The sequence below is a fragment of the Bradyrhizobium sp. CCBAU 53338 genome, from assembly GCF_015291665.1.
Taxonomy (GTDB): domain Bacteria; phylum Pseudomonadota; class Alphaproteobacteria; order Rhizobiales; family Xanthobacteraceae; genus Bradyrhizobium.
Map to the genome: position 1 here is coordinate 1,206,787 of NZ_CP030048.1, position 26,689 is coordinate 1,233,475.

The 26,689-nt window shown below is 64.5% G+C and carries 26 protein-coding genes; 15 read left to right on the forward strand and 11 right to left on the reverse strand.

From position 1 onward, the window contains the following. Positions 1-111 precede the first annotated feature (111 nt). Positions 112-417 (forward strand): DUF1244 domain-containing protein, encoded by a 306-nt coding sequence (locus XH90_RS05845; protein ID WP_194479643.1) that lies wholly within the window; start codon positions 112-114, stop codon positions 415-417. A gap of 191 nt (positions 418-608) precedes the next feature. Next, positions 609-881: a DUF2312 domain-containing protein gene (locus XH90_RS05850; RefSeq protein WP_008546273.1), complete on the forward strand. Its 273-nt coding sequence runs from the start codon at positions 609-611 to the stop codon at positions 879-881. A gap of 101 nt (positions 882-982) precedes the next feature. On the opposite strand, the gene XH90_RS05855 is transcribed toward XH90_RS05850, so the two are convergent. The 3 genes from XH90_RS05855 to XH90_RS05865 form a co-directional block, all read right to left on the reverse strand. Continuing rightward, on the reverse strand, positions 983-2,608 hold the full coding sequence (locus tag XH90_RS05855; protein WP_246755698.1) for a DUF882 domain-containing protein: 1,626 nt from the start codon (positions 2,606-2,608) through the stop codon (positions 983-985). A gap of 281 nt (positions 2,609-2,889) precedes the next feature. Then, positions 2,890-5,157, reverse strand: coding sequence for a murein L,D-transpeptidase (locus tag XH90_RS05860; protein WP_194479645.1), 2,268 nt, complete (start codon positions 5,155-5,157; stop codon positions 2,890-2,892). A 345-nt stretch (positions 5,158-5,502) separates the two neighbouring features. Then, a complete protein-coding gene (locus XH90_RS05865) occupies positions 5,503-6,999 on the reverse strand; it encodes a sigma-54 dependent transcriptional regulator (protein WP_194479646.1) in 1,497 nt (498 codons plus the stop codon). A gap of 127 nt (positions 7,000-7,126) precedes the next feature. Here XH90_RS05865 and XH90_RS05870 point away from each other — a divergent pair, with 127 nt between their 5' ends. From XH90_RS05870 to XH90_RS05905, 8 genes are all read left to right on the forward strand, one after another. Further along, the gene (locus XH90_RS05870; RefSeq protein WP_194479647.1) at positions 7,127-9,022 is read left to right on the forward strand and encodes a M3 family oligoendopeptidase; all 1,896 of its coding nucleotides are present in this window, start codon (positions 7,127-7,129) and stop codon (positions 9,020-9,022) included. Positions 9,023-9,231: 209 nt separating this feature from the next. After that, a complete protein-coding gene (locus tag XH90_RS05875; RefSeq protein WP_018317799.1) occupies positions 9,232-9,384 on the forward strand; it encodes an aa3-type cytochrome c oxidase subunit IV in 153 nt (50 codons plus the stop codon). A gap of 142 nt (positions 9,385-9,526) precedes the next feature. After that, on the forward strand, positions 9,527-10,654 hold the full coding sequence (locus XH90_RS05880; protein WP_194479648.1) for a Re/Si-specific NAD(P)(+) transhydrogenase subunit alpha: 1,128 nt from the start codon (positions 9,527-9,529) through the stop codon (positions 10,652-10,654). A gap of 11 nt (positions 10,655-10,665) precedes the next feature. Then, positions 10,666-10,983: a proton-translocating transhydrogenase family protein gene (locus tag XH90_RS05885; RefSeq protein WP_014492434.1), complete on the forward strand. Its 318-nt coding sequence runs from the start codon at positions 10,666-10,668 to the stop codon at positions 10,981-10,983. A 39-nt stretch (positions 10,984-11,022) separates the two neighbouring features. Further along, on the forward strand, positions 11,023-12,420 hold the full coding sequence (locus XH90_RS05890) for an NAD(P)(+) transhydrogenase (Re/Si-specific) subunit beta (protein WP_194479649.1): 1,398 nt from the start codon (positions 11,023-11,025) through the stop codon (positions 12,418-12,420). A 230-nt stretch (positions 12,421-12,650) separates the two neighbouring features. Further along, positions 12,651-13,748 carry a calcium:proton antiporter gene (locus XH90_RS05895; protein ID WP_194479650.1) on the forward strand — a complete coding sequence of 366 codons (1,098 nt, stop codon included), beginning with the start codon at positions 12,651-12,653 and terminating at the stop codon, positions 13,746-13,748. A gap of 24 nt (positions 13,749-13,772) precedes the next feature. Continuing rightward, complete coding sequence (locus XH90_RS05900; RefSeq protein WP_194479651.1) at positions 13,773-14,057, forward strand: cupin domain-containing protein; 285 nt, start codon at positions 13,773-13,775, stop codon at positions 14,055-14,057. A 93-nt stretch (positions 14,058-14,150) separates the two neighbouring features. Further along, the gene (locus tag XH90_RS05905; protein WP_194479652.1) at positions 14,151-15,068 is read left to right on the forward strand and encodes a hypothetical protein; all 918 of its coding nucleotides are present in this window, start codon (positions 14,151-14,153) and stop codon (positions 15,066-15,068) included. Between the two features lie 34 nt (positions 15,069-15,102). Here XH90_RS05905 and XH90_RS05910 read toward each other — a convergent pair whose 3' ends face one another. Next, the gene (locus XH90_RS05910; protein ID WP_194479653.1) at positions 15,103-15,753 is read right to left on the reverse strand and encodes a tetratricopeptide repeat protein; all 651 of its coding nucleotides are present in this window, start codon (positions 15,751-15,753) and stop codon (positions 15,103-15,105) included. Positions 15,754-15,878: 125 nt separating this feature from the next. Then, entirely contained in the window at positions 15,879-16,175 is a 297-nt protein-coding gene (gene rpsU, locus XH90_RS05915; RefSeq protein WP_027545547.1) for a 30S ribosomal protein S21, read from the reverse strand. Positions 16,176-16,434: 259 nt separating this feature from the next. On the opposite strand from rpsU, the gene aqpZ reads away from it, so the two are divergent. After that, on the forward strand, positions 16,435-17,157 hold the full coding sequence (aqpZ, locus tag XH90_RS05920) for an aquaporin Z (RefSeq protein ID WP_194479654.1): 723 nt from the start codon (positions 16,435-16,437) through the stop codon (positions 17,155-17,157). 93 nt (positions 17,158-17,250) lie between these two features. On the opposite strand, the gene XH90_RS05925 is transcribed toward aqpZ, so the two are convergent. Both XH90_RS05925 and purE read right to left on the reverse strand, forming a co-directional pair. Further along, on the reverse strand, positions 17,251-18,357 hold the full coding sequence (locus XH90_RS05925) for a 5-(carboxyamino)imidazole ribonucleotide synthase (RefSeq protein WP_194479655.1): 1,107 nt from the start codon (positions 18,355-18,357) through the stop codon (positions 17,251-17,253). After that, positions 18,354-18,842 carry a 5-(carboxyamino)imidazole ribonucleotide mutase gene (gene purE, locus XH90_RS05930; RefSeq protein ID WP_194479656.1) on the reverse strand — a complete coding sequence of 163 codons (489 nt, stop codon included), beginning with the start codon at positions 18,840-18,842 and terminating at the stop codon, positions 18,354-18,356. The genes XH90_RS05925 and purE overlap by 4 nt, the downstream gene beginning before the upstream one ends. A gap of 141 nt (positions 18,843-18,983) precedes the next feature. On the opposite strand from purE, the gene XH90_RS05935 reads away from it, so the two are divergent. Continuing rightward, a complete protein-coding gene (locus XH90_RS05935) occupies positions 18,984-19,739 on the forward strand; it encodes a GGDEF domain-containing protein (RefSeq protein ID WP_194479657.1) in 756 nt (251 codons plus the stop codon). Positions 19,740-19,741: 2 nt separating this feature from the next. Here XH90_RS05935 and XH90_RS05940 read toward each other — a convergent pair whose 3' ends face one another. From XH90_RS05940 to XH90_RS05950, 3 genes are all read right to left on the reverse strand, one after another. Further along, entirely contained in the window at positions 19,742-19,993 is a 252-nt protein-coding gene (locus XH90_RS05940; RefSeq protein ID WP_194479658.1) for a hypothetical protein, read from the reverse strand. Positions 19,994-20,014: 21 nt separating this feature from the next. Further along, a complete protein-coding gene (locus XH90_RS05945; RefSeq protein ID WP_194479659.1) occupies positions 20,015-20,221 on the reverse strand; it encodes a hypothetical protein in 207 nt (68 codons plus the stop codon). A 135-nt stretch (positions 20,222-20,356) separates the two neighbouring features. Continuing rightward, the gene (locus XH90_RS05950; RefSeq protein ID WP_018641547.1) at positions 20,357-20,563 is read right to left on the reverse strand and encodes a YdcH family protein; all 207 of its coding nucleotides are present in this window, start codon (positions 20,561-20,563) and stop codon (positions 20,357-20,359) included. 328 nt (positions 20,564-20,891) lie between these two features. Here XH90_RS05950 and XH90_RS05955 point away from each other — a divergent pair, with 328 nt between their 5' ends. Then, positions 20,892-21,074: a YdcH family protein gene (locus XH90_RS05955; protein ID WP_194479660.1), complete on the forward strand. Its 183-nt coding sequence runs from the start codon at positions 20,892-20,894 to the stop codon at positions 21,072-21,074. A gap of 111 nt (positions 21,075-21,185) precedes the next feature. Here the strand turns inward: XH90_RS05955 and XH90_RS05960 are convergent, their stop codons facing one another. Then, positions 21,186-22,289, reverse strand: coding sequence for an NAD(P)/FAD-dependent oxidoreductase (locus XH90_RS05960; RefSeq protein WP_194479661.1), 1,104 nt, complete (start codon positions 22,287-22,289; stop codon positions 21,186-21,188). Positions 22,290-22,495: 206 nt separating this feature from the next. On the opposite strand from XH90_RS05960, the gene XH90_RS05965 reads away from it, so the two are divergent. Next, positions 22,496-25,174, forward strand: coding sequence for an EAL domain-containing protein (locus XH90_RS05965; RefSeq protein WP_194479662.1), 2,679 nt, complete (start codon positions 22,496-22,498; stop codon positions 25,172-25,174). A 33-nt stretch (positions 25,175-25,207) separates the two neighbouring features. After that, on the forward strand, positions 25,208-26,677 hold the full coding sequence (locus XH90_RS05970; RefSeq protein ID WP_194479663.1) for a glycerol-3-phosphate dehydrogenase: 1,470 nt from the start codon (positions 25,208-25,210) through the stop codon (positions 26,675-26,677). Positions 26,678-26,689 lie beyond the last annotated feature (12 nt).

The following is a 26,689-nucleotide window of genomic DNA, read 5'->3' on the forward strand; positions in this document are numbered from 1 at the left end:
CAATGGTCGGCCCAGCGGCCGTTTGCGCCGCGATATGGCAAAATCTGTGACAGAACCCCACCTGATCCCGTAAGGGTGACCAGCATCAAGGTCCAGCCGAAAGGTCCAGCCATGGCAATCGACGATAAAACCAGAACGGAGCTCGAGGCGGCCGCTTTCCGGCGTCTGGTCGATCATCTGAAGACGCGGACCGACGTCCAGAACATCGATCTGATGAATCTGGCCGGCTTCTGCCGCAACTGCCTGTCCAACTGGCTCAAGGATGCCGCCGACGCCCAAGGCGTCGCGTTGAGCAAGGATGAGAGCCGGGAGGCCGTCTATGGCATGCCTTACGAGACCTGGAAGACAAAGTACCAGGGCACGGCGACCCCTGAGCAGATCGAGGCGATGAAGAAGGTCCATCCTCACAACCACTGAGGGGACTGGCGCGGCCTGAGTCGCACCACACAACAGCTTTCTTTGCTCGCCTGCAGGAAGGTGTGGGCGCGCTGTGGACGAGCGCGATGCTTGCTTGAACGCTGACGGCGCCAACCCTAAGGGTCTACCCAGCACGCGCGGTGAGGATGCCGGCGTCACCTCGTTTTGCCAGTTCCATTGGGAGTACCAAGATGGCCACCTCCGCCGCCGTCCGCGACGACGAGCCCGCGACGAAATTTGCCAAGGACCAGCTCAAATCCATCATCGAGCGCATCGAGCGGCTGGAGGAAGAGAAGAAGGCGATCTCCGACGACATCCGTGACGTCTATGCCGAGAGCAAGGGCAACGGCTACGACGTCAAGGCGCTGCGCACCATCGTGCGCCTGCGCAAGCAGGATCCCAACGAGCGCGCCGAGGCCGAGACGATCCTCGAGACCTACATGCAGGCGCTTGGAATGATCTGAGGCGTTTGCGCCTGAGATCGCCGCGCGCCCGTAGCCCGGCCCTGATTGCGCTGCGCTGCATCCGGGCTACGAGACTGAGTTTGTGGAAACGGTCGCGGCTATCAGCGTAGCGCGGCGGTGCGCATCACGAACGACGTCGTCTCGATCCTTGCGGTCGCGCTGCCCGAAAAACTGTCGCAGGACAGGCCTTGCATCGGATCGTCGGTGAAGCCCATTGCGACCACGGCGTGCGGCTTGACGAAATAGCCGCGCATCTCGACCATATCGAGCTCGCCCATCAGCGTCACCGACATCGCACGGCTGGCGCTCGGGGACAGCATCACGATCTTGAGCCAGATGCTGTCGCCCTTGGCGGCGGATAGCCGGGTCGCGGTGGCGATCATGCCATCGGTGCTCTTGCCGACGACGGTGTTGATCTCGTTGGCCGGCGCGGAATTGCGGGCCGCGGACACCGGACGCAGGCCGCGCGGGATCGGCGCGGAGGCGGCGACGACGTTGGCGCGGTCGACCGGAGAAGCGGCCGGCGCGTAAGCCAGCGCCTGAAGGGTCGCGTTGGAGATGCTTGCTGTGGCTTGCGGATCGGTGGCGGCGGCAAGAGCCTGGCGAGCCCTTAGCGCAGCCACCTGGGCCGGCGTCGCCTGCCGCGGCGCAGACTGGATATCATCCCAGAAGCCGCGGGCATTGATGATGTCGGCCGGCGTCTCGAGCTTGCCGGACGCCGGCTTGTCAGCCACGGGTGCGGGCTTCGGCCTGGGCGGCGCAACGAGCTGCGCGTCGGCCGAGGCGAGCTGGATCGCGGCGGCGACGGACGGCTTGGCGCGGGGCGTCGGAACCGGATCGGCAGGCTTTGCTTCGGCAGGCTTGGCTGCGGCGACCACGGTCGGCGGAACGGGCTTGGCGGTCGGGGCAGGAGCGCCCTCGTCATCCTCGTCGCTGCTGGCGGCCGGAGCAGACTTGCCCTTGAACAGGGCAGCGAAGAAGCTTGGCTTGCCGGCGCCCGCGCCGTCGTTGTCACCTCGACGCTCGATCTCGGCCTTGGCGAGTTCATAGCCCTTCAGCGGTACGCCATCGCTCGGGATATGGACCGTGCGCCCGTCCGGGAAGACGCGGACGAGCTGGTCATGCGTCATCCGCGGCCAATGCCGGACGTTGCCGGTGTCGAGATGCACGAAGGGCGAGCCGGAGGTCGGGTAGAAGCCAACGCCGCCACGCTGCAGGCGCAGGCCCGCGAAGCGGATCTGCTCCAGCGGCACGCCGGGAATGTAGAAGTCCATCGCATGGCCCAGCATGTGCTGGCTGAAGCGCGCCACCCCCGTATGGGCGGAGCGGCGGCGGAGCATGGCGTTGGTGGCGGGGGAGCGATAGGAGGAGATGATCTGGATCGGCTGCTTGGCGTCGACGTCGCGATAGACTTCCCAGAGGATGTCGAACAGGTGACGGTCCATCACCGTCTCGTCCTGGGTGCGCCAGTCGCGCAGGAAATGATTGAGCGTCTTCAGCGCGGCTTCGTCGTAGCGGCCGTCGCGCTTGAAGGTGACGGTGAGGTCTTCGCCGGAATGGGTGTGATGGAAGGAGAGCGTCTTGGTTTCGTTCAGCGCCGCGGCGTTATGAACCGAACCGGCAGCCGCAAGCAGCACCAGCGAGGCGAGGCCGATCCGAGATCCGACCTTCACGCCCGCATGGGACAACGACACCGCAGTAAATTGGCGTGCGAAACCAGCCAGCACGTATGAGCCCACCCAGTCGACGAGCGTTCAAAATGGACTCTCCCGCCAACCCCGTTAGCGCGCGAAAGAGGATGAACGCTTTCTTAAAGCGAGAAGGTTAATTCGAGGTTGACCTTCCCGCCCCCAAACCAAGTCAGACTACAATCCTAAACGGTTGACTGTGGCAAAAAAACGCCCGGGTGCCGGGGCGCAACCGGAGAATGGTTAACGTTAAGCGACCCCATCCAGGGGACGGGGGCGCTGATTTCGTTGGAGAATTTAGAAGTTCAGCCTCGCCAGGCTTAGCGGGTGAACACCCGCTGCTGCGGCCGGCGGCCGACCGGAGCCGGCGGCTGGGCCGGGGCCCCACCGCCGAACAGCCGCTCGAAGAAGTTCAGGCCGGACGAGCTGGCGCCATTGTTGGCCAGCGCAACGCCCGAGGGCAGCGTCGTCGCCGGGCGCGAATAGCTCGGCTGCGAGTGCGCGATGACGGTCTCGAGATCCTTGCCGCGGCTGTTCTTGAGCATGTTGATCATGGTCGCATCGCGACCATAGACGTCCTTGCGGAATTGCAGCTTGCCGCCGTCATCCACGAATGCGGTTTGATAGGTGATGTTGACCGGGATCGGCGTCGGGAACTTCAGATCAACTTCGCTCGAACCGTACATGCTGCGAACGCGCTCCGGCGTGTAGTGGTCGTTCGGCAGGGCGATGTTGAGCAGCACCGAGGCGTACTGATCCGGATATTGCACGCGCATGCAGCCGTGGCTGAAGGCGCGCTCGTCCTTGGCGAACAGGTACTTGTCCGGCGTGTCGTGCTGATAGACGAGGAACTTGTTCGGGAAGTTGAAGCGGATGCGGCCGAGTGCGTTGGCCTCGCCGGGCGGCTGCGAAATATGCACCGAGCCGTCGCGGTTCTGCTCGAGCTTCAGACCCATGCGCTGAAGCACGGTCGGGTCCTGCTGCAACGCCGGCAGATATTCGCCATAGACGATCGACGGCGGCACGTTCCAGGTCGGGTTGACGGTGATGTACTTCATCGTCTCGGTCAGGAGCGGCGTCGCGTGCTGGCCCGGTTTGCCGGTGACGACGCGGGTGGTCCAGACCTGCTGGCCGCGCTGCATCACCTTCAGCGTGTAGTCGGGAATGTTGAGGATGACGTAGGCATCGCCGAGCGAGGGGGCGCCGAGGTCGCGCGGCAGCCAGCGCCAGCGCTCCATGTTCACCAGCACGGTGTCGATCTGCTTGTCGCGCTTCGGGCTGTTCAGTGCCTTGACCGTCTTCTCGTCGAGGATGCCGGTCGCCTTCATGTCGGCGCCGTCCTGGAATTTGCGCACGGCCTCGGCGACCGTTGCGTCGTAATGGTCGTCGCTGGCGTTGTTGGTGATGCCGAGCTTGGCGCGGAGCTGCGGCACGCGCGGATCCTGCACGACGATCTCAGCCTGCTTCTTGCCCTTGGCCGGCGTGTATTTCAGCGCGGGGCCGTCGGTGATCTCGATCACCGGGCCGTCGCCCTGGCCGCGAAGCTTCGCAAGCTGCGCCTTCAGCTCCTTGTAGAGCTTCTGCGGCGGGTTGTAGCTGTCCAGTGCAGCGGAAGCATCAGCCGCCGTCGTGACCTTGGTGAGCACTTCGTTCGGATCGATCGGATGCTCGGGATAGAGGATGTCGGCGCTGACCTGGGACCAGTGCATGCGGCCGCTCTGCGCCTGGCGCGCATAGTCGAACATGCTGGCGGTGAGCTTCAGCTCGGCGTCGGCAAGCGCGTCTGGCGTGGTGGCGGCGGCGAAGTCGGGCACCGGATAATCTGCAGGGTTGAGACCGTCTGAGGCCGCATCCTTCAGCCGGGCAATCACGCCCTTGGCTGCTGCGGTCAGGCTGCCGGCTTGCGTCCAGACCGGCGCGAAGTCACGGGCGCCGTAGAATTTCTCGGCGGCGGCGCGCTCATTCTTGCGGTCGAAGTGACGCGAGGTCTTGGTGCCGAGGATGTCCTTGATCTTGTCGGCGACCGGCTGGTCGGCGGCGGGGACGTTGCTCGCAGCCTTCACCGGCTCAGTGGCCGGAGTCGCTGCTGCCGCCGCAGGGGCTGCTGGAGCGGCAGCCGGCGCGGCTGCGGTGTCGGCCTTGGCAGGTTCGGATTTCGCCGGCTCAGACTTCGCAGATTCAGATTTGGCAGCTTCAGATTTGGCGGGCTCGCTCTTCGCGGGTTCGGTGGTCGCCGTCTCGCTCTTAGGCGCGTCGGCTGCGGGCGTCGTGGCGACATCAGAGGGCTTGGTCGCGACCTTGTCGGCAGCCGGCGCCGGAGCCGCCTCAGCCTTGACGGGCTCCTTCGCAGTTTCCTTCGGCGCGTCCTGGACGGTGGCGGTGGTGTCGAGCTTGATGTCGGAGGCGGTCGGGGGCGGGACGTTTGCAGGCTCGGGGCGCGGGATCGCGGCTTCGATCGCGAGTTCCGCGGCGCTACTGCGCGCCTGATCCTGTGCCAGCGCCGAGCCGGCCGATACCGTGAGGAAGGTCGCCGCGACCGTCGCCAGAACGCGGTCGAAGCCTGCACGGTGGTTCAAACAGTCACGCATTGTGTCGCACCCCTCGGGTGAACTGTCCCTCGTGGAACAGCTTTCGTTATCGCCTAATTGAGCTTCGGCTAAATCGGGCCGGCCTTCGACAGTTGCACGCCTGCACGCAACGATTCATACGCAGACGATATACAGGCCCCGTTTTCGCAGCTAGCGCTACCCCGGGAAACTCACGACAAACTGACTTCAAGACAGACCGTTTGCAACGGATTGTGCGGTTTCACCGCGCGCTTTTCCCGGTGTCTGTCACTTCCAAGTCACGGTTTCGCTCGAAGCCGAATTTTGCCGTAATTCAACGGCTTGCGGGCGCATCGTTGCCCCGCGCGAACCCTCGTTCGAGGAGGTTCAGTGCGTCTCCTCGCCGCTTTTCCCGCCATGTTCGGGAACTCCGGCTTCGTCGAGTTTGCGATAGAGCGTGGACCTGCCGATCTTGAGTCGGCGCGCCACCTCGGACATCTGTCCGCGGTAGTGCGAGATCGCGAAGCGGATGATCTCGCTCTCCATGTCCTCGAGCGGGCGGACATCGCCGGTGGCGGTCAGCATCGAAAGGGACCCTGCCAGCGGCAGCGGCGCGATGGGTATTTCGCTACCCGATACCACCGATGGCGCTGCGATCGGCTCGATCATCAGAGGCGCGGTTGGAATCTCCGTCGTGGAGTGCGGATGCGAGGCCAGAAGCGGGAAGTCGTCGAGACCGAGTTGCTCGCCCTCGCTCATCACCACCGCGCGGTAAACCGCGTTTTCGAGCTGGCGGATGTTGCCGGGCCAGTCGAGCTGGGCGAGATGTGCCACGGCCTCGCCACTGACGCCGGAGATCGTGCGGTTCTCCTCGGCGGCAAAGCGCGCCAGGAAATGCCTGAGGAGATGCGGAATGTCCTCGCGCCGTGCCTTGAGTGAGGGGATCGTCAGCGGCAGCACGTGCAGCCGGTAGAACAAATCTTCGCGGAAATGGCCCTGCTTCACCCGTTCCAGCAGCTTGCGATTGGTCGCAGAGATGATGCGGACGTCGACCTTCACGGGCTTGCGGCCGCCGACGGCCTCGACGGCGCCTTCCTGGAGCGCGCGCAGCAACTTGACCTGCGCGGTCAGCGGCAGCTCGCTGACCTCGTCCAGGAACAGCGTGCCGCCATGAGCCTCGAGGAATTTGCCGGTGTGCCGTTCGGTTGCGCCGGTGAAGGCGCCCTTCTCGTGGCCGAACAAGATGGATTCGACGAGATTGTCTGGGATCGCGCCGCAATTGACCGCGACGAAGGGCTTTGCCTTGCGCTCGCCGCTGCCGTGGATGGCGCGCGCGAACATCTCCTTGCCGACGCCGGACTCGCCTTCGATCAGCACGGGGATCGAGGAGTTCGCCGCCTTCTGCGCCGCGCGCATCACGCCCGCCATCGCCTCGGCGCGCGTGATGATGTCGGAGAAGGTCAGCCGGCCCTCGCGGCTGTGACGAATGCGCTGCAATTCACCTTTGAGTGCGGAAGCATTGAGCGCGTTGCGCAGAGAAACCTGGAGCCGCTCCAGCCCGACCGGCTTGACCACGAAGTCGGCCGCACCTGCACGCATCGCCGAGATCACGTTGTCGATACCGCCATGGGCAGTCTGCACGATGACGGGAACGCTGAGGCCCGCTTCGCGGATTTTCGCCAGCACGCCCATGCCGTCGAGGCCCGGCATGACGAGATCGAGGATCACCGCGTCGATCGCGGGTGCGTCCGGGCCGGTGAGGGCAGCAATCGCGGCGTCGCCGGACTCGACGACGACCGTCTCGTAGCCGCATTTCTGCACCATGTTCTCGACCAGTCGGCGGGCTACGGCGTCGTCGTCTGCGATCAAAATACTGGCAGCCATGGTGCTCCCCGCACGCTACTACTATCTGTCTCGAATCGGGTCACTCTGGCCGAAGCCGATTAACGCACTCTTAAACCTTGCTGCCCCCGCCCGCCGTCGCGATTGTTGAACACAGGTTTCCCACACAATGACTTCGCGCTCCAAAGCCGCCGTCCGCAAACCAGCCACCAAGACATCCGCAGCCAAGAAATCCGCAGCCAAGACATCGGTAGCCAAGGCAAAACCCTCCGCAAAGCCTGCGAGCAAGACTGGCAAGCTTCCGGAGTGGAACCTCGCCGATCTCTATTCCGGGATCGATGCGCCGGAAGTGGTGCGCGATCTCGAGAAGATGGATGCCGATTGCGTCGCGTTCGAGACGGACTACAAGGGCAAGCTCGCAACAGGCACAGCAAAGGAAGATGGCGGAAAATGGCTCGCGGGAGCCGTGCGACGCTATGAGGCGATCGACGATCTCGCCGGCCGTCTCGGCTCCTATGCCGGTCTCGTCCACGCCGGCGACAGCGTGGACCCCGAGATTTCAAAGTTTTACGGCGACGTCTCCGAGCGGCTGACGGCGGCCTCGACCCATCTGCTGTTCTTCGCGCTCGAGCTCAACCGCGTCGATGACGATATTTTGAACCGCGCGATGCAATCGCCCGAGCTCGCGCATTATCGCCCGTGGATCGAGGACCTGCGCAAGGAGAAGCCGTATCAGCTCGACGACAAGCTCGAGCAGCTGTTCCTGGAGAAGGCGCAGACCGGTTATTCCGCCTTCAACCGGCTGTTCGACCAGACCATCTCCGGCCTGCGCTTCAAGGTCGGCTCGAAAGAACTGGCGATCGAGCCGACGCTGAACTTCCTGCAGGACCGCGACGGCGCCAAGCGCAAGGCTGCGGCGGAAGCGCTGGCGAAGACCTTCAAGGCCAATGAGCGCACCTTTGCGTTGATCACCAATACGCTCGCGAAGGACAAGGACATCTCCGACCGCTGGCGCGGCTTCAAGGATGTCGCGGATTCGCGTCATCTGAACAATCGCGTCGAACGCGAGGTGGTGGATGCGCTGGTCGCTTCCGTGCGTGCGGCCTATCCAAGACTGTCGCATCGCTATTACGCGCTGAAGGCGAAGTGGTTCGGCAAGAAGAAGCTGGCTTATTGGGACCGCAACGCGCCGTTGCCCTTCGCCGCGACCGACGTGATCGGCTGGCCCGATGCGCGGAACATGGTGCTGACGGCCTATCGCGGCTTCTCGCCCGAGATGGCTGACATCGCCGAGCGTTTCTTCACCGATCGCTGGATCGATGCACCGGTGCGTCCGGGCAAGGCGCCGGGCGCCTTCTCGCATCCGACCACGCCGTCGGCTCACCCTTACGTGCTCATGAACTACCAGGGCAAGCCGCGCGACGTGATGACGCTAGCCCATGAACTCGGCCACGGCGTGCACCAGGTGCTGGCGGCCAAGAACGGCGCGCTGATGGCGCCGACGCCGCTGACGCTGGCGGAGACCGCGAGCGTGTTCGGCGAGATGCTGACGTTCCGGAGGTTGCTGGCACAGACCAAGAGCCCGAAGCAGCGCCAGGCACTGCTCGCCGGCAAGGTCGAGGACATGATCAATACCGTGGTGCGGCAAATCGCGTTCTATTCCTTCGAGCGCGCCGTCCACACCGAGCGCAAGAACGGCGAACTGACCGCGACGCGGCTCGGCGAACTCTGGCTGTCGGTGCAGGGCGAGAGCCTGGGCCCGGCGATCGAGATCAAGGCGGGCTACGAGAACTACTGGATGTACATCCCGCACTTCATCCACTCGCCGTTCTACGTCTATGCTTACGCCTTCGGCGATTGCCTCGTGAACTCGCTCTATGCGGTCTACGAGAACGCGGCGAAGGGCTTTGCCGAGCGCTATCTCGACATGCTCGCCGCCGGCGGTACCAAGCACTATTCGGAGCTGCTGCGGCCGTTCGGGCTCGATGCCAAGGACCCGAAGTTCTGGGACCGCGGGCTGAGCGTCATCGCCGGCATGATCGACGAGCTTGAAGCGATGAGCTGAGGGCGCGCAACTGCCCGGATTTAGGGCAGCGGCGGTGCCTTGTATGTGTTGAACCACGGTTCAGCAAAGCAAATCCGGCGCGCGGGATCCGCGATAATCGGGATTCCAAATGAGCCTATTTGCTGGAAATCCGCGCTTCGGTGCCGTTGCCCTGCTCGAAGGTTTAAGGTATCCCAGCCGAGGAATTCGACTTTCGACTGGGGACATCCATGGCAGATCATAGCGAAGTTGCGTACAGCACCGCAGATGGCAACGACTACGTTGCTCACGAGCAGACCTACGAGGGCTTCATCAAGCTGGTCAAGTACGGCACGGCGTCGGTTGCGCTGATCGTGATTCTGATGGCGATCTTCCTCACCTGAAGCGACTTCGGCGGCTGCCTCCATCTGCGGCGGCAGCTGCCCACAAAATTTGCAAACAAGCCGGTTCCAAAGCCGGTATGCAACGTTGCGGGAGTAACGCTACTTTTTTGTGCGTGCGCTGTCCCGCGCCGCCGGAGGACCTATGAAGATCGCCGTTGCCAAGGAAATTGATCCGTCAGAGCCGCGTGTCGCGGCTTCGCCTGATACGGTGAAGAAGTTCAAGGCGCTGGGCGCCGAGATTGCCGTCGAGCCGGGCGCGGGCATCAAGTCGGGCCTCCCCGATTCCGAATTCACCGCGGTGGGCGCAACCGTCAGCGCCGATGCGCTGAAGGATGCCGACATCGTCATCAAGGTGAAGCGTCCCGAAGCCTCCGAGCTTTCGCAATACAAGCGCGGTGCGCTCGTCATCGCCATCATGGATCCCTACGGCAACGAGGCCGCGCTGAAGGCGATGGCCGATGCAGGCGTCTCCGCCTTCGCGATGGAATTGATGCCGCGCATCACCCGCGCACAGGTGATGGACGTGCTGTCCTCGCAGGCGAACCTCGCCGGCTACCGGGCCGTGATCGAGGGCGCCGAAGCCTTCGGCCGTGCCTTCCCGATGATGATGACCGCGGCCGGCACCGTGCCCGCCGCAAAGGTGTTCGTGATGGGCGTCGGCGTTGCCGGCCTCCAGGCGATCGCGACTGCGCGCCGTCTCGGCGCCGTCGTCACCGCGACCGACGTGCGCCCGGCCACGAAGGAGCAGGTGGAATCGCTCGGCGCAAAGTTCCTCGCCGTCGAGGACGAGGAATTCAAGAACGCGCAGACCGCCGGCGGCTACGCCAAGGAAATGTCCAAGGAGTACCAGGCCAAGCAGGCCGCGCTGACCGCCGAACACATCAAGAAGCAGGACATCGTCATCACCACTGCGCTGATCCCGGGCCGGCCCGCGCCGAAGCTCGTCTCCGGCGAGATGGTCAAGTCGATGAAGCCCGGTTCGGTGCTGGTCGATCTCGCCGTCGAGCGCGGCGGCAATGTCGAGGGCGCCAGGGCCGGTGAGGTCGTCGAGACAGATGGCATCAAGATCGTCGGCTATACCAACGTCGCCGGCCGCGTCGCGGCCTCCGCCTCCAGCCTCTACGCACGCAATCTGTTCTCCTTCATCGAGACCATGGTCGACAAGAAAGAGAAGAAGCTCGCCGTCAACTGGGACGACGAACTCGTCAAGGCCACCGCGCTGACCAAGGACGGCGCCGTGATCCACCCGAACTTCCAGCCGAAGGCGTAAGGAGATCCGTCATGGAGCATGCTGCACAGGTCGTAGACCCCTTCATTTTCCGGCTGTCGATCTTCGTTCTCGCCGTCTTCGTCGGCTATTTCGTGGTGTGGTCGGTGACGCCGGCGCTGCATACGCCGCTGATGAGCGTCACCAATGCGATCTCGTCGGTGATCGTGGTCGGCGCGCTGCTCGCCGGCGGCGTCGCCAACGTCTCGAGCGGTTCGGGCTGGGCGCGCGCCTTCGGTTTCGTCGCGCTGATCTTTGCCTGCATCAACATCTTCGGCGGCTTCCTTGTCACCCAGCGCATGCTGGCGATGTACAAGAAGAAGTCGAAGTAAGCGGCCACCTCGGGCTGATGGGATCAATGGGGACCTGAGATGAGCGCTAACCTCTCTGCATTGTTGTATCTCGTGGCGGGGGTGCTGTTCATCCTGTCGCTGCGCGGACTTTCGAGCCCGGCGTCGTCGCGCCAGGGCAATCTGTTCGGCATGATCGGCATGGCGATCGCGGTCGCCACGACCCTGGCCAACCATCCGCCGGCCGACGGTCTCGCCTGGGTGCTGGTGATTGTCGGCATCGCCATCGGCGCTGCAATTGGCGCGGTCATCGCACGCCGCGTGCCGATGACGTCGATGCCGGAACTGGTCGCCGCCTTCCACTCCCTGGTCGGCATGGCCGCCGTGCTGGTCGCCGCCGGCGCGTTCTACGCGCCCGAGGCCTTCGATATCGGTACTCCCGGCAACATCCATTCGCAGAGCCTGGTCGAAATGTCGCTCGGCGTCGCCATCGGCGCGCTGACCTTCACCGGCTCGGTGATCGCGTTCCTGAAGCTGTCCGCACGCATGAGCGGCGCGCCGATCATCCTGCCGCTCCGCCACGTCATCAACATCGGTCTTGCGATCGCGCTCGTCGTCTTCATCGTCGGGCTGGTGATGTCCGGCAGCGCGTTCGACTTCTGGATGATCGTCATCCTGGCGCTGGCGCTCGGCGTGCTCATGATCATCCCGATCGGCGGCGCCGACATGCCGGTCGTGATCTCGATGCTGAACTCCTATTCCGGCTGGGCCGCGGCCGGCATCGGCTTCACGCTCGGCAATTCGGCGCTGATCATCACCGGCGCGCTGGTCGGCTCGTCCGGTGCGATCCTGTCCTACATCATGTGCCACGCGATGAACCGGTCCTTCATCTCGGTCATCCTCGGCGGCTTCGGCGGCGAGACGGCGGCGGCCGGCGGCGGCACCGGCGAGCAGAAGCCCGCCAAGCTCGGCTCGGCCGACGATGCGGCCTTCATCATGAAGAACGCCTCCAAGGTCATCATCGTGCCCGGCTACGGCATGGCGGTGGCGCAGGCCCAGCACGCGCTGCGCGAAATGGCCGACATGCTGAAGAAGGAAGGCGTCGAGGTGAAGTACGCCATTCACCCGGTCGCGGGCCGCATGCCCGGTCACATGAACGTGCTGCTGGCCGAAGCCAACGTGCCCTATGACGAGGTGTTCGAGCTCGAGGACATCAACTCCGAATTCGCGCAGGCCGACATCGCCTTCGTGATCGGCGCCAACGACGTCACCAACCCGGCGGCCGAAGAGGACAAGACCTCGCCGATCTACGGCATGCCCGTGCTCCAGGTCTGGAAGGCCGGCACCGTGATGTTCATCAAGCGGTCGCTGGCCTCCGGTTATGCCGGCATCGACAATCCGCTGTTCTACCGCGACAACACCATGATGCTGCTCGGCGACGCCAAGAAGGTCACCGAGAACATCGTCAAGGCGATGTAAGCGGCGAGAACTCCCCTCGTATGGCACGCCGCTGATGCAGCGGCGTGCGGCAATCCTACCGGCGCATCGCGCGCGCCACAGTGCCGCTGCCGATCATGCACGGCAGTGAGGGACGGGCCCTCCAGGTCGCGGTCACGAAAACCGCGCGACAATTCATCAACGGCTCCTGAGGGCTGACGCGCGCGATCTTCTCGCGCATAATCGGTCGGCCCAACGAAGGAATCGCCTGCATGAGCGCACACGGACCGATGCCGCGGTCATCCTGGATCTTTCCCGCTCTGGCGGTGCTGCTGTTCCTGATCGTCACCGTGACCGGCTACGGCTTCACCCTGTCGGTCGGCGGCGGCCTGTTCGCGGTCGTCCTGCTGGTGATCCTGTTCGGCACCGTGTTTGCGGCCGTGCATCATTCCGAGGTGATCGCGGAGCGGATCGGCGAGCCCTTCGGCACGCTGCTGCTCACGCTCGCGGTGACCATCATCGAGGTCGCGCTGATCACCACGATCATGCTCGGCGACAAGCCTGCCCCGACGCTTGCGCGCGACACCGTGTTCGCGGTGGTGATGATCGTCTGCAACGGGCTCGTCGGCCTCTGCGTCTTTATCGGCGGGCTGCGCTACCGCGAGCAGGGTTTTCAGCTCTCCGGCGCCAACGTCTATCTCAGCGTGCTGATTGCGCTCGCGACGCTGACGCTGATCATGCCCAACTACACGCTGACGACGCCGGGGCCGGTCTATTCGACGCTTCAGCTCGGCTTCGTCGACCTCGTGACCATCGTGCTTTATGGCGTTTTCCTCTACACCCAGATGGTCCTGCACAAGGACTATTTCGTTCATGAGCGGGCTGAGGGCGAGAGCGGGGGCGCCCATTTGTCCGGCAAGATGCTGGCGCTGAGCATCGCGCTGCTCCTGATCTCGCTTCTGGCCGTCGTGCTGCTTGCCAAGAAATTCTCGCTGGTGGTGGACGCCGTCGCCGACAGGATCGGTGCGCCGCCGGCGTTTGCGGGCCTTCTGGTCGCGCTCCTGATCCTGATGCCGGAGGGTGTTTCCGCGATCGCGGCGGCGCGCAAGAACGACCTCCAGAAGAGCATCAACCTGGCGCTCGGGTCCTCGCTGGCCACCATCGGCCTCACGATCCCGGCAGTCGGGCTCGCAACCTACGTGATCGACCAGCCGCTGGTGCTGGGGCTCAATCCCCAGAACACGGCGTTGCTGTTTCTGACATTCTTGTTGAGCATGCTGACCTTCGGCACCGGCAGGACCAATGTCCTGTTCGGGCTGGTCCATATGGTGGTATTTGCAGTCTACGCGTTCATGGTGTTCGTTCCCTGAACCGATTGCCCGAGAGAGGTTCTGATGCTTGCCGCCAAATCCGAGGTTCAGGTCGACAACGAACAGGTCCGGGTAACCGAATGGCGGCTTGCCCCGGGCAGCGCGACCGGGCATCACACCCACGGCATGGACTACGTGATCGTTCCCGTCGTGGCCGGCGAAATGACCATCGTGGCGCCCGGCGGCGAGCGCACCAAGGCGCAGCTTGCGGCCGGAAAATCCTACTTCCGCAAGGCCGGCGTCCAACACGACGTACTTAACGAAACCTCAACCGAGATCGTGTTCCTTGAGATTGAGCTGAAGCCGTAAGGCACGCGTAGCCTTTGCCATCGATCCGTCGCAGTTGATCCCTTACAATGCCCCAAAGTTCCCGCATCAGATCGCGCGGGGAGTGGCCGAGAAATGCTGAAATACCTCGCTAAAATCTCGATGGATATTTTCCCCTCGGTGCTCGCGACGATCATCGGGGCCTACATCGTTAACCACTACATCAACGCCAAGCCGGCGGCGGATACGCCAGCCGCGGTGGTGGCGCCTGCCAATGCCGGCAAGAAGCCCGCAGATGTGGCCAATCTCCCGGCCCCCGGCGTGAAGGCCAGGGGCGTCTCCGAGAAGAGCATTTCCGACAAGAGCGCGACGGACAAGCTGGCGGCCGAGAAGCCCGGCGAGACCAAGGCTGCGGACGAGGCCCCTTCTCACGGCCGTACCCCGGCGCATGAGAAGGCGGTTGCCAAGACCTCCCCAGTCGCGCCCACTCCGGCAGCGCCGGTGGTCGAAGCCAATTCGGCGTCGGCCGTCGCATCTCCGGCTGTGACCCCCGACGCCAACGATCTGGCGCGGGCCGCCATCGAGCGCCTGCGCAAGTCGCCTGAGGGCAAGGCCGCTGAGAAGGCCGCTGAGGCCAAATCCGAAATCAAGCCTGTCGAGGTCAAGGCCGCCGAGAGGCCGCCGGAGCCTGCGGTGCAGGAAGCTTCCCGTACGCCGGAGGCCCCCCGCGTCATCACTGCAGTGCCGTCGACGGTGCGCCCGCTGCCGCCGCCGATCAATGTGTCGACGCCGTCATCCGAAACCTTTGGCAATGGCGGCGCGCCGCAGGCGAATTCCCCCTACACGGCCTCGATCGGCAATGACGATCCGAATCGGCTGACGCCGCCGGCGGATATTCCGGTGCCGATGATTGCGCCGCCGCTCGATCTGCGCGCCGACGCAGGTGCTGCCGCATCCACCCCGCGACCCAAGACCAATGTCGCCGACGAAATGCTGTCGGGCATGAAGTCGATGTTCCACGCGGTTCTGCCGAAGGGCGCCACCCCCGATTAAGACGAGGACGGCTGTCAGCGCCGTCCCCAGACTTTCAGCCGCCGACGCGGGCCAAGCCGTTGCGGGCGGCGTCATCGCGTGGGCGCAGCGCGACGGCCTTGTTGTAGGACGCCGCCGCCTTGGTCTTGTCTCCCAGCCGCTCATAGGCCTGTCCCCGTGTCGTCCAGACCTGGGCGTTCTGCGGATCGGCCTCGGATGCTTCGTCGAGATCGGCAGCCGCCTCCTTGACCTTGCCAATCGCCAGATAGCTGACCGCACGGCCGAGCAGTGGCTCGGCCTTCTGCGGATTGAGTCCGCTTGCGGCACCGAAATCGGCGATTGCGAAGTCGTGCTCGTTGTTGCCCTGGTAGAGCAGGGCGCGGCCATAGAGCGCCTGCGCGTTGTAGGGATCGAGCGCGACGGCGCGATTGAACTCGTCCAGCGCGGCCTGCGTCTCGCCCGATTTGACCAGCGCCTGGGCTTTTGCCGTGTGGGTCTGGGCCTCGGTCACGTTGGCGGCGCTGACGGCGCTATCCGGCGCGGTCGCCGCCGCGGGCGCTTCCTGCGGCTTATCCTTCTCCGGACCCAGCGAGCCCAGATCGAAGGAGCAGCCGCACAGCGTGATCCCCATCAAGGCCAGCGCGAGCTGCTGGCGCCAGATCTGGCGCAGCCGCGCCAAGCCGGGCTCGGGGAAAGGGGAGACCATCTACGGTTCGCTCGCGCTGGTGCCGCATCTGTAGTGCCCCGTCCCAGAAAGGCACCGCTCACAAAATAATAACGCGGGCCTGGGGCCCGCGTCATCGAAAACTCAGTCCTGCGCGACCGGCAAAATCAGCGCGGCCCGCGCGGACCTGCACCGGGGCCGCCACGGCCACCACGCTCACCGCCGGGGCCGGCGCCGAACACCGGCTTCGGCTTCATCGGCAACAGGCCTTCGCGCTGCAGCTTCTTGCGGGCCAGCTTGCGCGCACGGCGAACGGCTTCGGCCTTCTCACGAGCCTTCTTCTCGGAGGGCTTCTCGTAGTGACCGCGGAGCTTCATCTCGCGGAAAATGCCCTCGCGCTGCATCTTCTTCTTCAGCGCCTTCAGGGCTTGGTCGACATTGTTATCGCGAACGAGAACCTGCACGCGGCATCCTCTTCAGTGGATCGGATTTGAATTCTGGTAAGTCAAAGGGGATGGCAAAAAGCGCAAGCCCTTAACCTTGAGGGCGCGGATGTATCAGACAAAACCTTGGATGTCCACCGGCCAATCGGGATTTCGGGCCAAGTTCAGCCATTAAATGCGGCGAAAATGCTCCCTTGCGGCCCTGATTTGGGAGATTTGGCGCCAAGAAGGGCCGCAGCGGACATAGTTCCGGAATCTTTGAAATCAGGGGAGACGCCGCATGGACATGAAGAAATATGCCGCCGAGGCCATCGGTACGTTTTGGCTCACATTCGCAGGTTGCGGCAGCGCGGTGATCGCCGCCGGCTTTCCGCAGGTCGGCATCGGCCTGGTCGGCGTGTCCCTGGCCTTCGGCTTGAGCGTCGTCACCATGGCCTATGCGATCGGCCACATCTCGGGCTGCCATCTCAACCCGGCCGTCACCGTCGGTCTCGCCGCCGGCGGGCGCTTTCCGGCGGGCCAGATCCTGCCTTACGTGATCGCGCAGGTCTGCGGTGCAATCGTCGCCGCTGAACTGCTCTATGTGATCGCCAGCGGCGCGCCCGGTTTCGACGTCACCAAGGGCTTTGCGTCCAACGGCTATGATGCGCATTCGCCGGGCCAGTACAGCATGATCGCCTGCTTCGTCACCGAGGTCGTGATGACCATGATGTTCCTGTTCGTCATCATGGGCGCGACCCACGGCCGCGCACCGGCGGGCTTTGCGCCGCTCGCGATCGGGCTCGCGCTGGTGATGATCCATCTCGTCAGCATCCCCGTCACCAACACGTCGGTGAATCCGGCGCGCAGCACCGGCCCCGCGCTGTTCGTCGGCGGCTGGGCGCTGTCGCAACTCTGGCTGTTCTGGGTCGCACCGCTGATCGGCGGCGCGCTGGGCGGGGTGATCTATCGCTGGCTCAGCGAGGAGCCGGCAGGCGTCGTCGCGGGCGTGAAGACGGCGTAGAGCGTTTTCGAGCGAAGCGGGTACCGGTTCGCATCGAGAAAACGCGTCAAGACAGAAACCAAGAATCGGATCGCAGCTTTCTGCTGCGGTCCCTCACTTGCTCCTCGAAGGCCTGACTTCGGTGACGTGGCCCATCTTGCGGCCGGGGCGCGGTGCGCCCTTGCCGTAGATGTGGACGGTCGCGCCCGGCACGCTCAGCCACGACTCGTAGTCGTTGATCTCGTCGCCGATCAGGTTGGTCATGGTCACGACCTCGCCGTGACGCACCGGCTTGCCGAGCGGCCAGCCGGCGATGGCACGGATGTGCTGCTCGAACTGCGAGACCGACGCGCCGTCGAGCGTCCAGTGTCCGGAATTGTGCACGCGCGGGGCGATCTCGTTGACCAGCACCTTCGATCCGCCGCCATTGGCGAGCACGAACATCTCAACCGCGAGCACGCCGACATAGTCGAGCGCGGTTGCGATCTTGCCGGCGATACTGCGCGCCTCTTCGGCGAGCGCGTCCGGAATCGGCGCAGGCGCGCGCGAGATCTTCAGAATGTGGTCGCGGTGCTCGTTCTCGGTGACGTCGAAGCACTCGACCTGGCCCGATGCCGAACGCGCGGCAATCACGGAGATCTCGCGCTCGAACGGCACGAAGGCTTCCAGGATTGCCGCTTTGGTGGCGAGGCTGGTCCACACTTTCGCGATGTCGTCGCCCGCGCGGATGATGGCCTGGCCCTTGCCGTCATAGCCGAAGCGACGGGTCTTCAGCACCGCGGGAAGGCCGATCTTCACGATCGCCTCGCGGAGCGATGCGACCGAGGTGACGTCGGCATAGGCGGCGGTGCCGATGCCGAGCTTCGTCACGAAATCCTTCTCGGCGAGCCGGTCCTGGGTGGTCTCCAGGATCTTGCGGTTGGGCAGTACCGGGCGGCGCGCATCCAGCACCATGGCGGCCGCGGACGGCACGTTCTCGAATTCGTAGGTGATGACGTCGACGTCATGGGCGAACAGCTCGAGCGCCTCGACGTCGGCATATTCGGCGCAGGTCGCGTTCAGCACGACGTCGAAGGCCGGCGAATCCGGATCGGGCGAGAACACCTGGCAGCGCAGGCCAAGCCGCGCCGCGGCCATGGCCAGCATCCGGCCGAGTTGCCCGCCGCCGAGGATTCCGATGGTGTCGCCGGGCTTCAGCTTCACCTGCTTTGCGTCCGTCACGCCTTGTCCTCCGGGCGCTCGGCAACGGCCTCGGTCTGCGCCTTGCGCCAGGCGGCCAGGCGCTCGGACAGCGCGGGATCGGACAGCGCCAGCACGGCCGCCGCGAGCAGCGCCGCGTTGATCGCGCCGGCCTTGCCGATGGCAAGCGTGCCGACCGGAATGCCGGCGGGCATCTGAACGATCGAATAGAGCGAATCGATGCCCTTCAGCGTTCGGGACTCGACGGGCACGCCGAATACCGGCAGTTCCGTCAGCGACGCGGCCATGCCGGGCAGATGCGCGGCGCCGCCGGCGCCGGCGATGATCACCTTGAAGCCGGCCGCCTTGGCGCCCTTGGCGAAGCTGAACAGCCGGTCGGGGGTGCGGTGGGCCGAGACGATGCGAGTCTCGGAGGCGACACCGAGGACTGCGAGCGTGTCGGCGGCGTGCCGCATCGTCTCCCAGTCCGACTGGCTTCCCATGATGATGGCGATCGGCGCGGTCATGACGTCAATTGTGCTCGGAAAACAGAAAGATAGGCCAGATTAACGGTTCCGGCCGGCGGCTCGCAAGGCGGTGGCAAGGAGAAGGGAATGCACTATCCTGTCTTGGTGAATCCCCGCAAGCCTTCATTGAGCAGGATGCCCATGAAGAAACCAAAAAGGGCGACCGCTGCGAAGGCCAAAAAGGGCCGGAAAACCCGCGGGAGCCGAACCAGAACTGCACCCAAGCGGGCGACGGCGCCGCGCCGCGGGTCCCGTGCCGGTGCTGCCAAGGAAACTGGCAAGACGACCGGTAAGTCGACTGGCAAGGCAACTAGCAAGGACACCAGCAGAGCGACCCTCCGCGACCTGCGGACCAGGCTCGCGCAAGCGCTGCGGCGCGTCGCCGAGCTCGAGGCTGCGGCCGACACCGATTTCCTGCTGGGCATTCCCAACCGGCGCGGCTTCGAGCGCGAGCTCCAGCGCGCCATCGCCTACATGAAGCGCTACCGCGCCAGCGGCGCACTGATCGTGCTCGACGTCGATCGCCTGAAACCGATCAACGATTCCTTCGGCCATGCCGCCGGTGACGAGGTGCTGAAGGCGATCGCGAACACGCTGACGCGGCAGATCCGCGCTTCCGACGTGGTCGGACGTCTCGGCGGCGACGAGTTCGCCTTGCTGCTGTGGAATCTCAGCGAGACCGATGCCAAGGCGAAGGCTGTCATCTTCGAGCAGGCGATCGACGATCTGTCTTTCACCTTTCGCGGCCAGCTTGTGGCCGCGGGCGCCTCTGCCGGCGTCGCGCTGCTCGGCGCGCAGTCCGACGCTGCCCGCGCGCTGGAGGAGGCCGATGCCGCCATGTATGTGCGCAAAGCGCAGCGGCGGCACGAGCCGCGGATCAGGCTTGTGAGCAGCTGATTTTACAGTGTCGCGAGATCTTCCGGCACATTGCCGAATTTACGCAGCAGCGTGGCATCACCGAATTCACCGGTCATGGGATCGCCGCTGCGGCTGAATGCGATTGCGCCGATATGTCCGGCGCCGCGCGCCAATGCCTCGGCGCGTCGCAACGCGGCCGTCGAGCTCTGGCATTCCTCAGCCGTGCCCGCGACAGGCGATCCGTCGGCATCGATCAGGAAGGGCATTGCAACGTAGTAGGTCACGTCAGACATGGCGTTGCTCCAACGGTGAGTTCAGGCAGCGCTACTCCTGCTGCGTGAGGTCTCGGGAATGCAGCCGGCCGAAATCGCCGCCTGCAATTCCTCCAGCTCGGCTTCCAGGTATTCGTTGGCCATGATCAGCGCCTTGATCGTGCTGCGCAGGTTGCCGTCGCACATCGCGATCGCCTGGTCGCAGGCCTGTTCATAATGGCTGTTGTCGAGAAGGGCGGGGACTGACATCGGCGGTGTCCTTGCGGGTTGTCCTTGGGCGTTTGCTTTGGGCGGTTCCTGGGGTGTCCGGGCGGTATTTATGTTCTCTTTTTGTTCTTTTCGAGTCAAGCGGATTCATCGCGGCAATCCACGGCCGCTCACAGCTCAGGCAATGATGTCGGGCGTGATCTGGTCTTCGATGAAGGCGATACGGTCGCGCAACAATAGCTTGCGCTTCTTCAACCGCTGTAACCGCAAAAGGTCGGGAGCGGGCGATTGATGCAGTGCATCGATCGCCGCATCGAGATCTCGGTGTTCCTGCTGCAACCGGGTGAGCTCGGCTTCGAGCTCACGCTCGTCTTCATGGGTCATGTCTGCGGTGGCCGAAAACCGATGGGCTTGAGATCAAGGCTGTGGACGCCCTGTGGAAATTATCGCCCTTGCGCGGCGTGACCGCAAGCGATCTGCGACCGTCACGCACCGCTCTCTCGCAAGATATTTCGACGATTCGCAAGCGCGCCGCATAAGCGCATTGATATCATGGATTTTTCGCCGCGCGGTTCCGTACTCACGCTTCATTACATATGAATTTTCAAAAATGACGATGCGACGACGGATACCCATCGACAGAACGAATCGGTGATGTACACTTCCGCGTCCGGATCGAATCCAAGGGTCACCCCTACCGAGGAGGTTTCGAATGACAATTCAGGCACATCTGGTTGAATTGGAACGGAAGCACAAAATTCTCGAAAACGAATTGCACGAAGCTCTCGTGCACCTTTCAACAGACGACCTGCAAATTGTTGAGTTGAAGCGCCGCAAGTTACTGGTCAAGGACCAGATCGAACGACTGAAGCAGTCCGGCGACACGCTTCACTAGTAGCCCCCGTAACAGCGTCAGGTTTGATCGTATCCTTTCAGGCAGGGACGGGAGCCTTCGCGCTTGTCCCTGCTGTAAGGTGCGCATTGCGCGAGCATCTTCGCGCGGTGATCAGATCTCTGCGAGCTCCGCGACGTGGTCCGCGATCGCGAGCGACGATGTCAGTCCCGGCGATTCGATGCCGAACAGATTGACCAGCCCTGCAACGCCGTGGTCGCGCGGACCCTGCATCAGAAAATCCTGCGTCGCCACCGCCGGCGGCACGATCTTCGGGCGGATGCCGGAATAGCTCGGCATCAGCGCGCCATCGGGCAGCGTCGGCCAGTATTTGCGGATCGCCGGATAGAAGCGTTCGGCGCGCGACGGATCGACTTCGTAATCGATGGTCTCGATCCATTCGACGTCGGGGCCGAAGCGCGCCTGTCCTGTCATGTCCAGCGTCAGATGCACCCCTAACCCGCCGGGCTCGGGCACCGGATAGATCAGGCGCGAGAACGGCGCGCGCGCGTTGCAGCTGAAATAATTGCCCTTGGCGAGATAGGCCGGCGGAATCCGGTCGACAGGCATACCGTCGATGTGACGCGCCACGGTCGTCGCCGAAAGTCCGGCGGCGTTGACGAGCAGGTCGCATTGCAGGGTCATCGGGGCTTCGCCGCCGGCTTCGATCTCGATCACGCCGGCCTCCGCCTTGGCGCGGATCAGCGGCGTGTGAAACGCAAAGGCCGCGCCTGCATCTTCAGCCTCGCCGCGCAGCGAGAGCATATAGGCATGGCTGTCGATGATGCCCGTTGACGGCGACAGCAGTGCCGCGTCGCAGGCCAGCGCCGGCTCCAGTGCGCGTGCGGCCTCGCCGGAGAGCAATTGCATGTCGAGCACGCCATTGGCCTCGGCATGCGCCTTGATCGATTGCAGCTTCTCGGTTTCCTTCGCACTGGTCGCGACGATCAGCTTGCCGCAGTTCTTGTGCGGGATGCCGCGCTCGCCGCAATAGCGATACAGCGCCTGCTTGCCGCTGACGCACATCCGCGCCATCCAGCTTCCGGCGCGGTAGTAGATCCCGGCATGGATCACCTCGCTGTTGCGCGAGGAGGTGACGGTGCCGATGGCTTCGGCTTCCTCGAGCACGATCACCTCGCGCCCCGCCTGTGCCAGCTTCCTTGCCACCGCGAGCCCGACCACGCCGGCCCCGATGACGACGCAGTCGACCCTATCCATGGCTACGCAGAGGTCCCGTTGAAGCTGCCGATGGCGCCGGTTTGCCTGGAAAACGCGCCGCGCGGGCGTTTTCCGTTAAGGAAGCATTTATCATGTCAGGGCAATTGCCGTATTTCGCGTCACATTTTTTCTGTTGGGCGTACAGGCGTTTACCCGATCCAAACCCGTGAAGCCAGACAATCCGCAGTTGAAATTGCGGGTGGCGGATGGCCGAGAAAAACTGGCAGGAAGGCAGCATGCTTCCGATTGCTGTGCAGGCCGTCGTGTGCCTGACCAGCGCGGTCGCGCCTTCGCGTGCCTATGCCGGAAGCTTCGATCCGCCGACCTTTCTGGCCAATCTCGACCCCAATCTGATCTGGGAAGCTCTCATCGGGGGCATCGTCGTCTGCGCGTTTCTGGCTGCTATCGCGCTGTGGATCCATTCTGCCCTGCGCCGAAGCAAGCGTTCGCAGCTGCGGCGAAACGCCTTCGTCTCCTCCGCCATGAACAATCTCAACCAGGGCGTGGTGATGACGGATGCGCAGCGGCGCGTCATCTTCTGCAACGACCGCTATCTTGACATCTACGGCCTGGCGCGTTCGGACCTGTGGACCGGCATGACCGGCTACGACATCCTCGGGTTGCGGCGCAAGCGCGGGGTCCTCGGCGTCACCGACGACGAGTTCTACGAGAAAGCGGCAAGCCCCAACGGCCTGATCACCGAACTGCCCGATGGCCGGGCGATCCTGGTCAAATATTTCGTTCTGCCGAACGGCGGCTCGGTGGCGACCCATCTCGACGTCAGCGAGCACCGCAAGCTGTCGCGGCAGCTCGCGTCGACCAAGCAATTCCTGGAAACCGTGCTGGACAACGTGCCGGCCTGCGTCGCGGCGAAGACCATCGAGGACGGCCGCTACATTTTCGCCAACAGCGCCTATGAGCGCTTCTGGGGTTTCTCGCGGGATCAGGTCGTCGGCAAGAACGCGCGTGAGCTGTTCGACCTGAAATCGGCTGACAGCATCGAGGCGACCGACCGCGCCGCGCTGCTGGCGCCGGATGGACAGCATCGCAACGAATTCGAAGTCGAGGTCGACCAGGCCCGGCGCATGGTGGCCTCGATCCGCATCGTGGTCCGCAACGAGAGCAACAAGCCGGAATTCCTGCTGGTGGTGTTCGAGGACATCACCGATCGGCAATCGCTGTCGATGGAGCTGGAGAGCACCAAGAAGTTCCTCGAACTCGTGGTCGACAACATCCCGGTGGCGCTGATCGTGGAGCAGGTCAAGGATGGCCGCTACCTGCTGGCCAACCGCAGCGCCGAGACGATCCTCAACCGCAGGCGCGAGGAAGCCACCGGCCTGACCGCCTCCGACATCTTCAATGCCAAGGAAGCCAAGCTGATCATCGCGCGCGACGAGGCCGCGATCAAGAAACGCGGGATGATCACCGAGGAGCATCCGATCTCCACCAAGGACGGCCTGCGCCTGTTCCTGACCCGGCGCGCAACGGTGCTCAACGATGCGGGCGAGCCGCAATATCTGATCAAGACCCACGAGGACGTCACCAACCGCCGGCAGACCGAGTCGCGCATGGCGCACATGGCCTATCACGACGGCCTCACCGATCTGCCGAACCGCGCGGCCTTCCTCCAGGCGCTGACCCAGATGATCGAGGCCTGCGAGGGGACCGACGAGGAATTCGCTGTCCTTTGCGTCGACCTCGACGGCCTCAAGGAAGTCAACGACGTGTTCGGCCACGCGCTCGGCGACAAGCTGCTGATCGAGGTGGCCCAGCGGTTCCAGGACGCCGCACGCGGCGGCCTGGTGGCGCGCCTGTCCGGCGACGAATTCGGCCTGATCATCGACGGCAAGCAGCCCGAGGCCGGTCTCGCGCTGGCACAGCAGCTCGGCGAGGCGCTCGCGGCTGAATTCCACATCGACGGCCGCGCCGTACGCGCCGGCATCACCACCGGCATGTCGGTCTTCCCGCACAATGGCCCCGACGGTGCCGCGCTGCTCGCCAATGCCGGCGCCGCCCTGTTCCGCGCCAAGCAGAAATCGCGCGGCACGATCAGCCTCTACCAGCCCGAGATGGACCAGCAGATCCGCGATCGCCGCGTGCTGCACCAGGACCTGTCGAAGGCGATCAAGAACGGCGAATTGTCGCTGGCCTTCCAGCCGCAGGGCATCGCGCGCAACAGCGTCGCCGAGAGTGAGATCATCGGCTTCGAGGCCTTGGCGCGCTGGCAGCATCCGGTGCGCGGTCAGGTCTCGCCGGCCGAATTCATCCCGATCGCGGAGGAAAGCGGCCTGATCGTCGAGATGGGCGAGTGGATCCTGCACGAGGCCTGCCGCGAGGCGGCGTCGTGGCCGAAGCCGCTCCAGGTCGCGGTAAACCTGTCGCCGGCGCAGTTCATGCACGGCGACGTGGTCGGGCTCGTCCATTCGATCCTGATCGAGACCGGACTTGCGCCCGGTCGGCTCGAGCTCGAGATCACCGAAGGCGTGCTGATCGAGGATTTCGATCGCGGCCTGGCGCTGCTGCGCCGGCTGAAGGCGCTGGGCGTCCGCATCTCGATGGACGATTTCGGCAGCGGCTATTCATCGCTGAGCTATCTGCAGGCGTTCCCGTTCGACAAGATCAAGATCGACCGCGCCTTCATCATCAATCTCGGCCGCAACCCGCAATCGGCCGCGATCGTGCGCGCCGTGATCGACCTCGGCCACGGTCTCGAAATGTCGATCATCGCCGAAGGCGTCGAGACGATCGACCAGCTCGCTTTCCTCGCCGGAGAAGGCTGCGACGGCGTGCAGGGCTATCTGCTCGGCAAGCCGCTGCCGATCGGACAATATGCCGGCCTCGTCGGCCGTGCCGAGGCCATGGAGCTTGCGCTCAAGACCGGCTAGTGATGGAGCGCTTCGCTCCCATTCGACGGTTTCATGGCGGATTACGACCTCGCGATCATCGGTGGCGGCCTGAACGGCGTCAGCCTCGCGCGCGATGCCGCCGGCCGCGGGCTGCGGGTGATCCTGATCGAGCAGGGCGATCTCGGCGGCGCCGCATCGTCCGCGACACCTCGGCTAATCCACGGCGATTTGTCGGTGCTGGAGCGGCGCGGCTTCTGGCGGGTGCGCCGGGCGCTGGCCGAGCGCCGGACCTGGGTTCGAATCGCGCCGCATCTGGTGCGGCCGATGAGTTTTGTGATCCCCGCCCATTCCGACGAGCGTCCGCCATGGCTGCTGCGCGCCGCCCTGTATGCCTATGATGCGCTCACGGATCGCGGCGGTTTGCCAGGATCGGCCACCCTCGACGTCACGCATCATCCCGTCGGCAACGCGCTGAAGCGTCCGTTCGGCATCGCCTTCCAATATGCCGACTGCGTGGTCGATGATTCCCGCCTTGTGGTGCTCACGGCGTTGGATGCTGCCGAGCGCGGCGCCGTGATCCGGACCGGGGCGCGTTGCGTGCGCGCCGACAGGACCGAGATCTGGCGGCTCGCGCTGGTCGATCGCGGGCATCGCCGGGTGATCACGGCGCGTTCGCTGGCCAACGCCACCGGCGGCTGGACGTCGATGGTCGCGGAGACCGTGCTCCGGCAGCCGCAGCCGGCCATGGTCGCGAGGCAGATGAGCCAGATCGTCGTTCCGAGGCTTTACGAATCGGACAACGTCTATGTCTTCCAGAACAGCGATGGACGGCTGATTTTCGCAAGCCCGTTCGCGCAGGATTTCACGCTGGTCGGCACCGTCACGCGCGACTTCACCGGCGATCCCGCGATCGTCGCGATGCCGGGCGCCGATGTCGGCTATCTCTGCGACGCTGCAAGCCGCTATTTCCGCGAGCGCGTCGCTCCGACCAACGTGGTACGCACGGTTACTGGTGTCAACCTGTCGCTCGAATCCGCACGACGCCGCGACGGCACGACACTGTTCCACGCACGCCGGCGCAAGGCGCCGCTGCTCACGATGTTTGGCGGCGACATCACGACTTCGCGTTTTCGCGCCGAGCGGGCAGTGACGCGGTTGACGCCGTTCTATCCGATGTCACGACCCTGGACTTCGGGCGCAGCATTGCCGGGCGGCGATTTCGCCTGGGATCGTTTCGAGATTGAGGTCGACCTCGCGCGCCACCGCTGGGGCCTGCTTTCGGAGTCGCAAGCCCGGCGTCTGGTTGCGGCCTACGGCTCGCGACTGCCGGGCGTGCTGGGCGCAGCGAAGAGCAGAGACGATCTTGGCCCCGTCTTCGGCCCCGACCTGACCGGCGCAGAGGTCCGCTATCTGATGGACCATGAATGGGCACGCTTCCCCGACGACATCCTGTGGCGCCGCTCCAAGCTCGGCCTGACCATGCCCGCGGCGGATCGCGACGCGTTGGCTGCGTTCATGGCGGATCCGTCTCGAACCGGTTGAGCAATGGCCGAT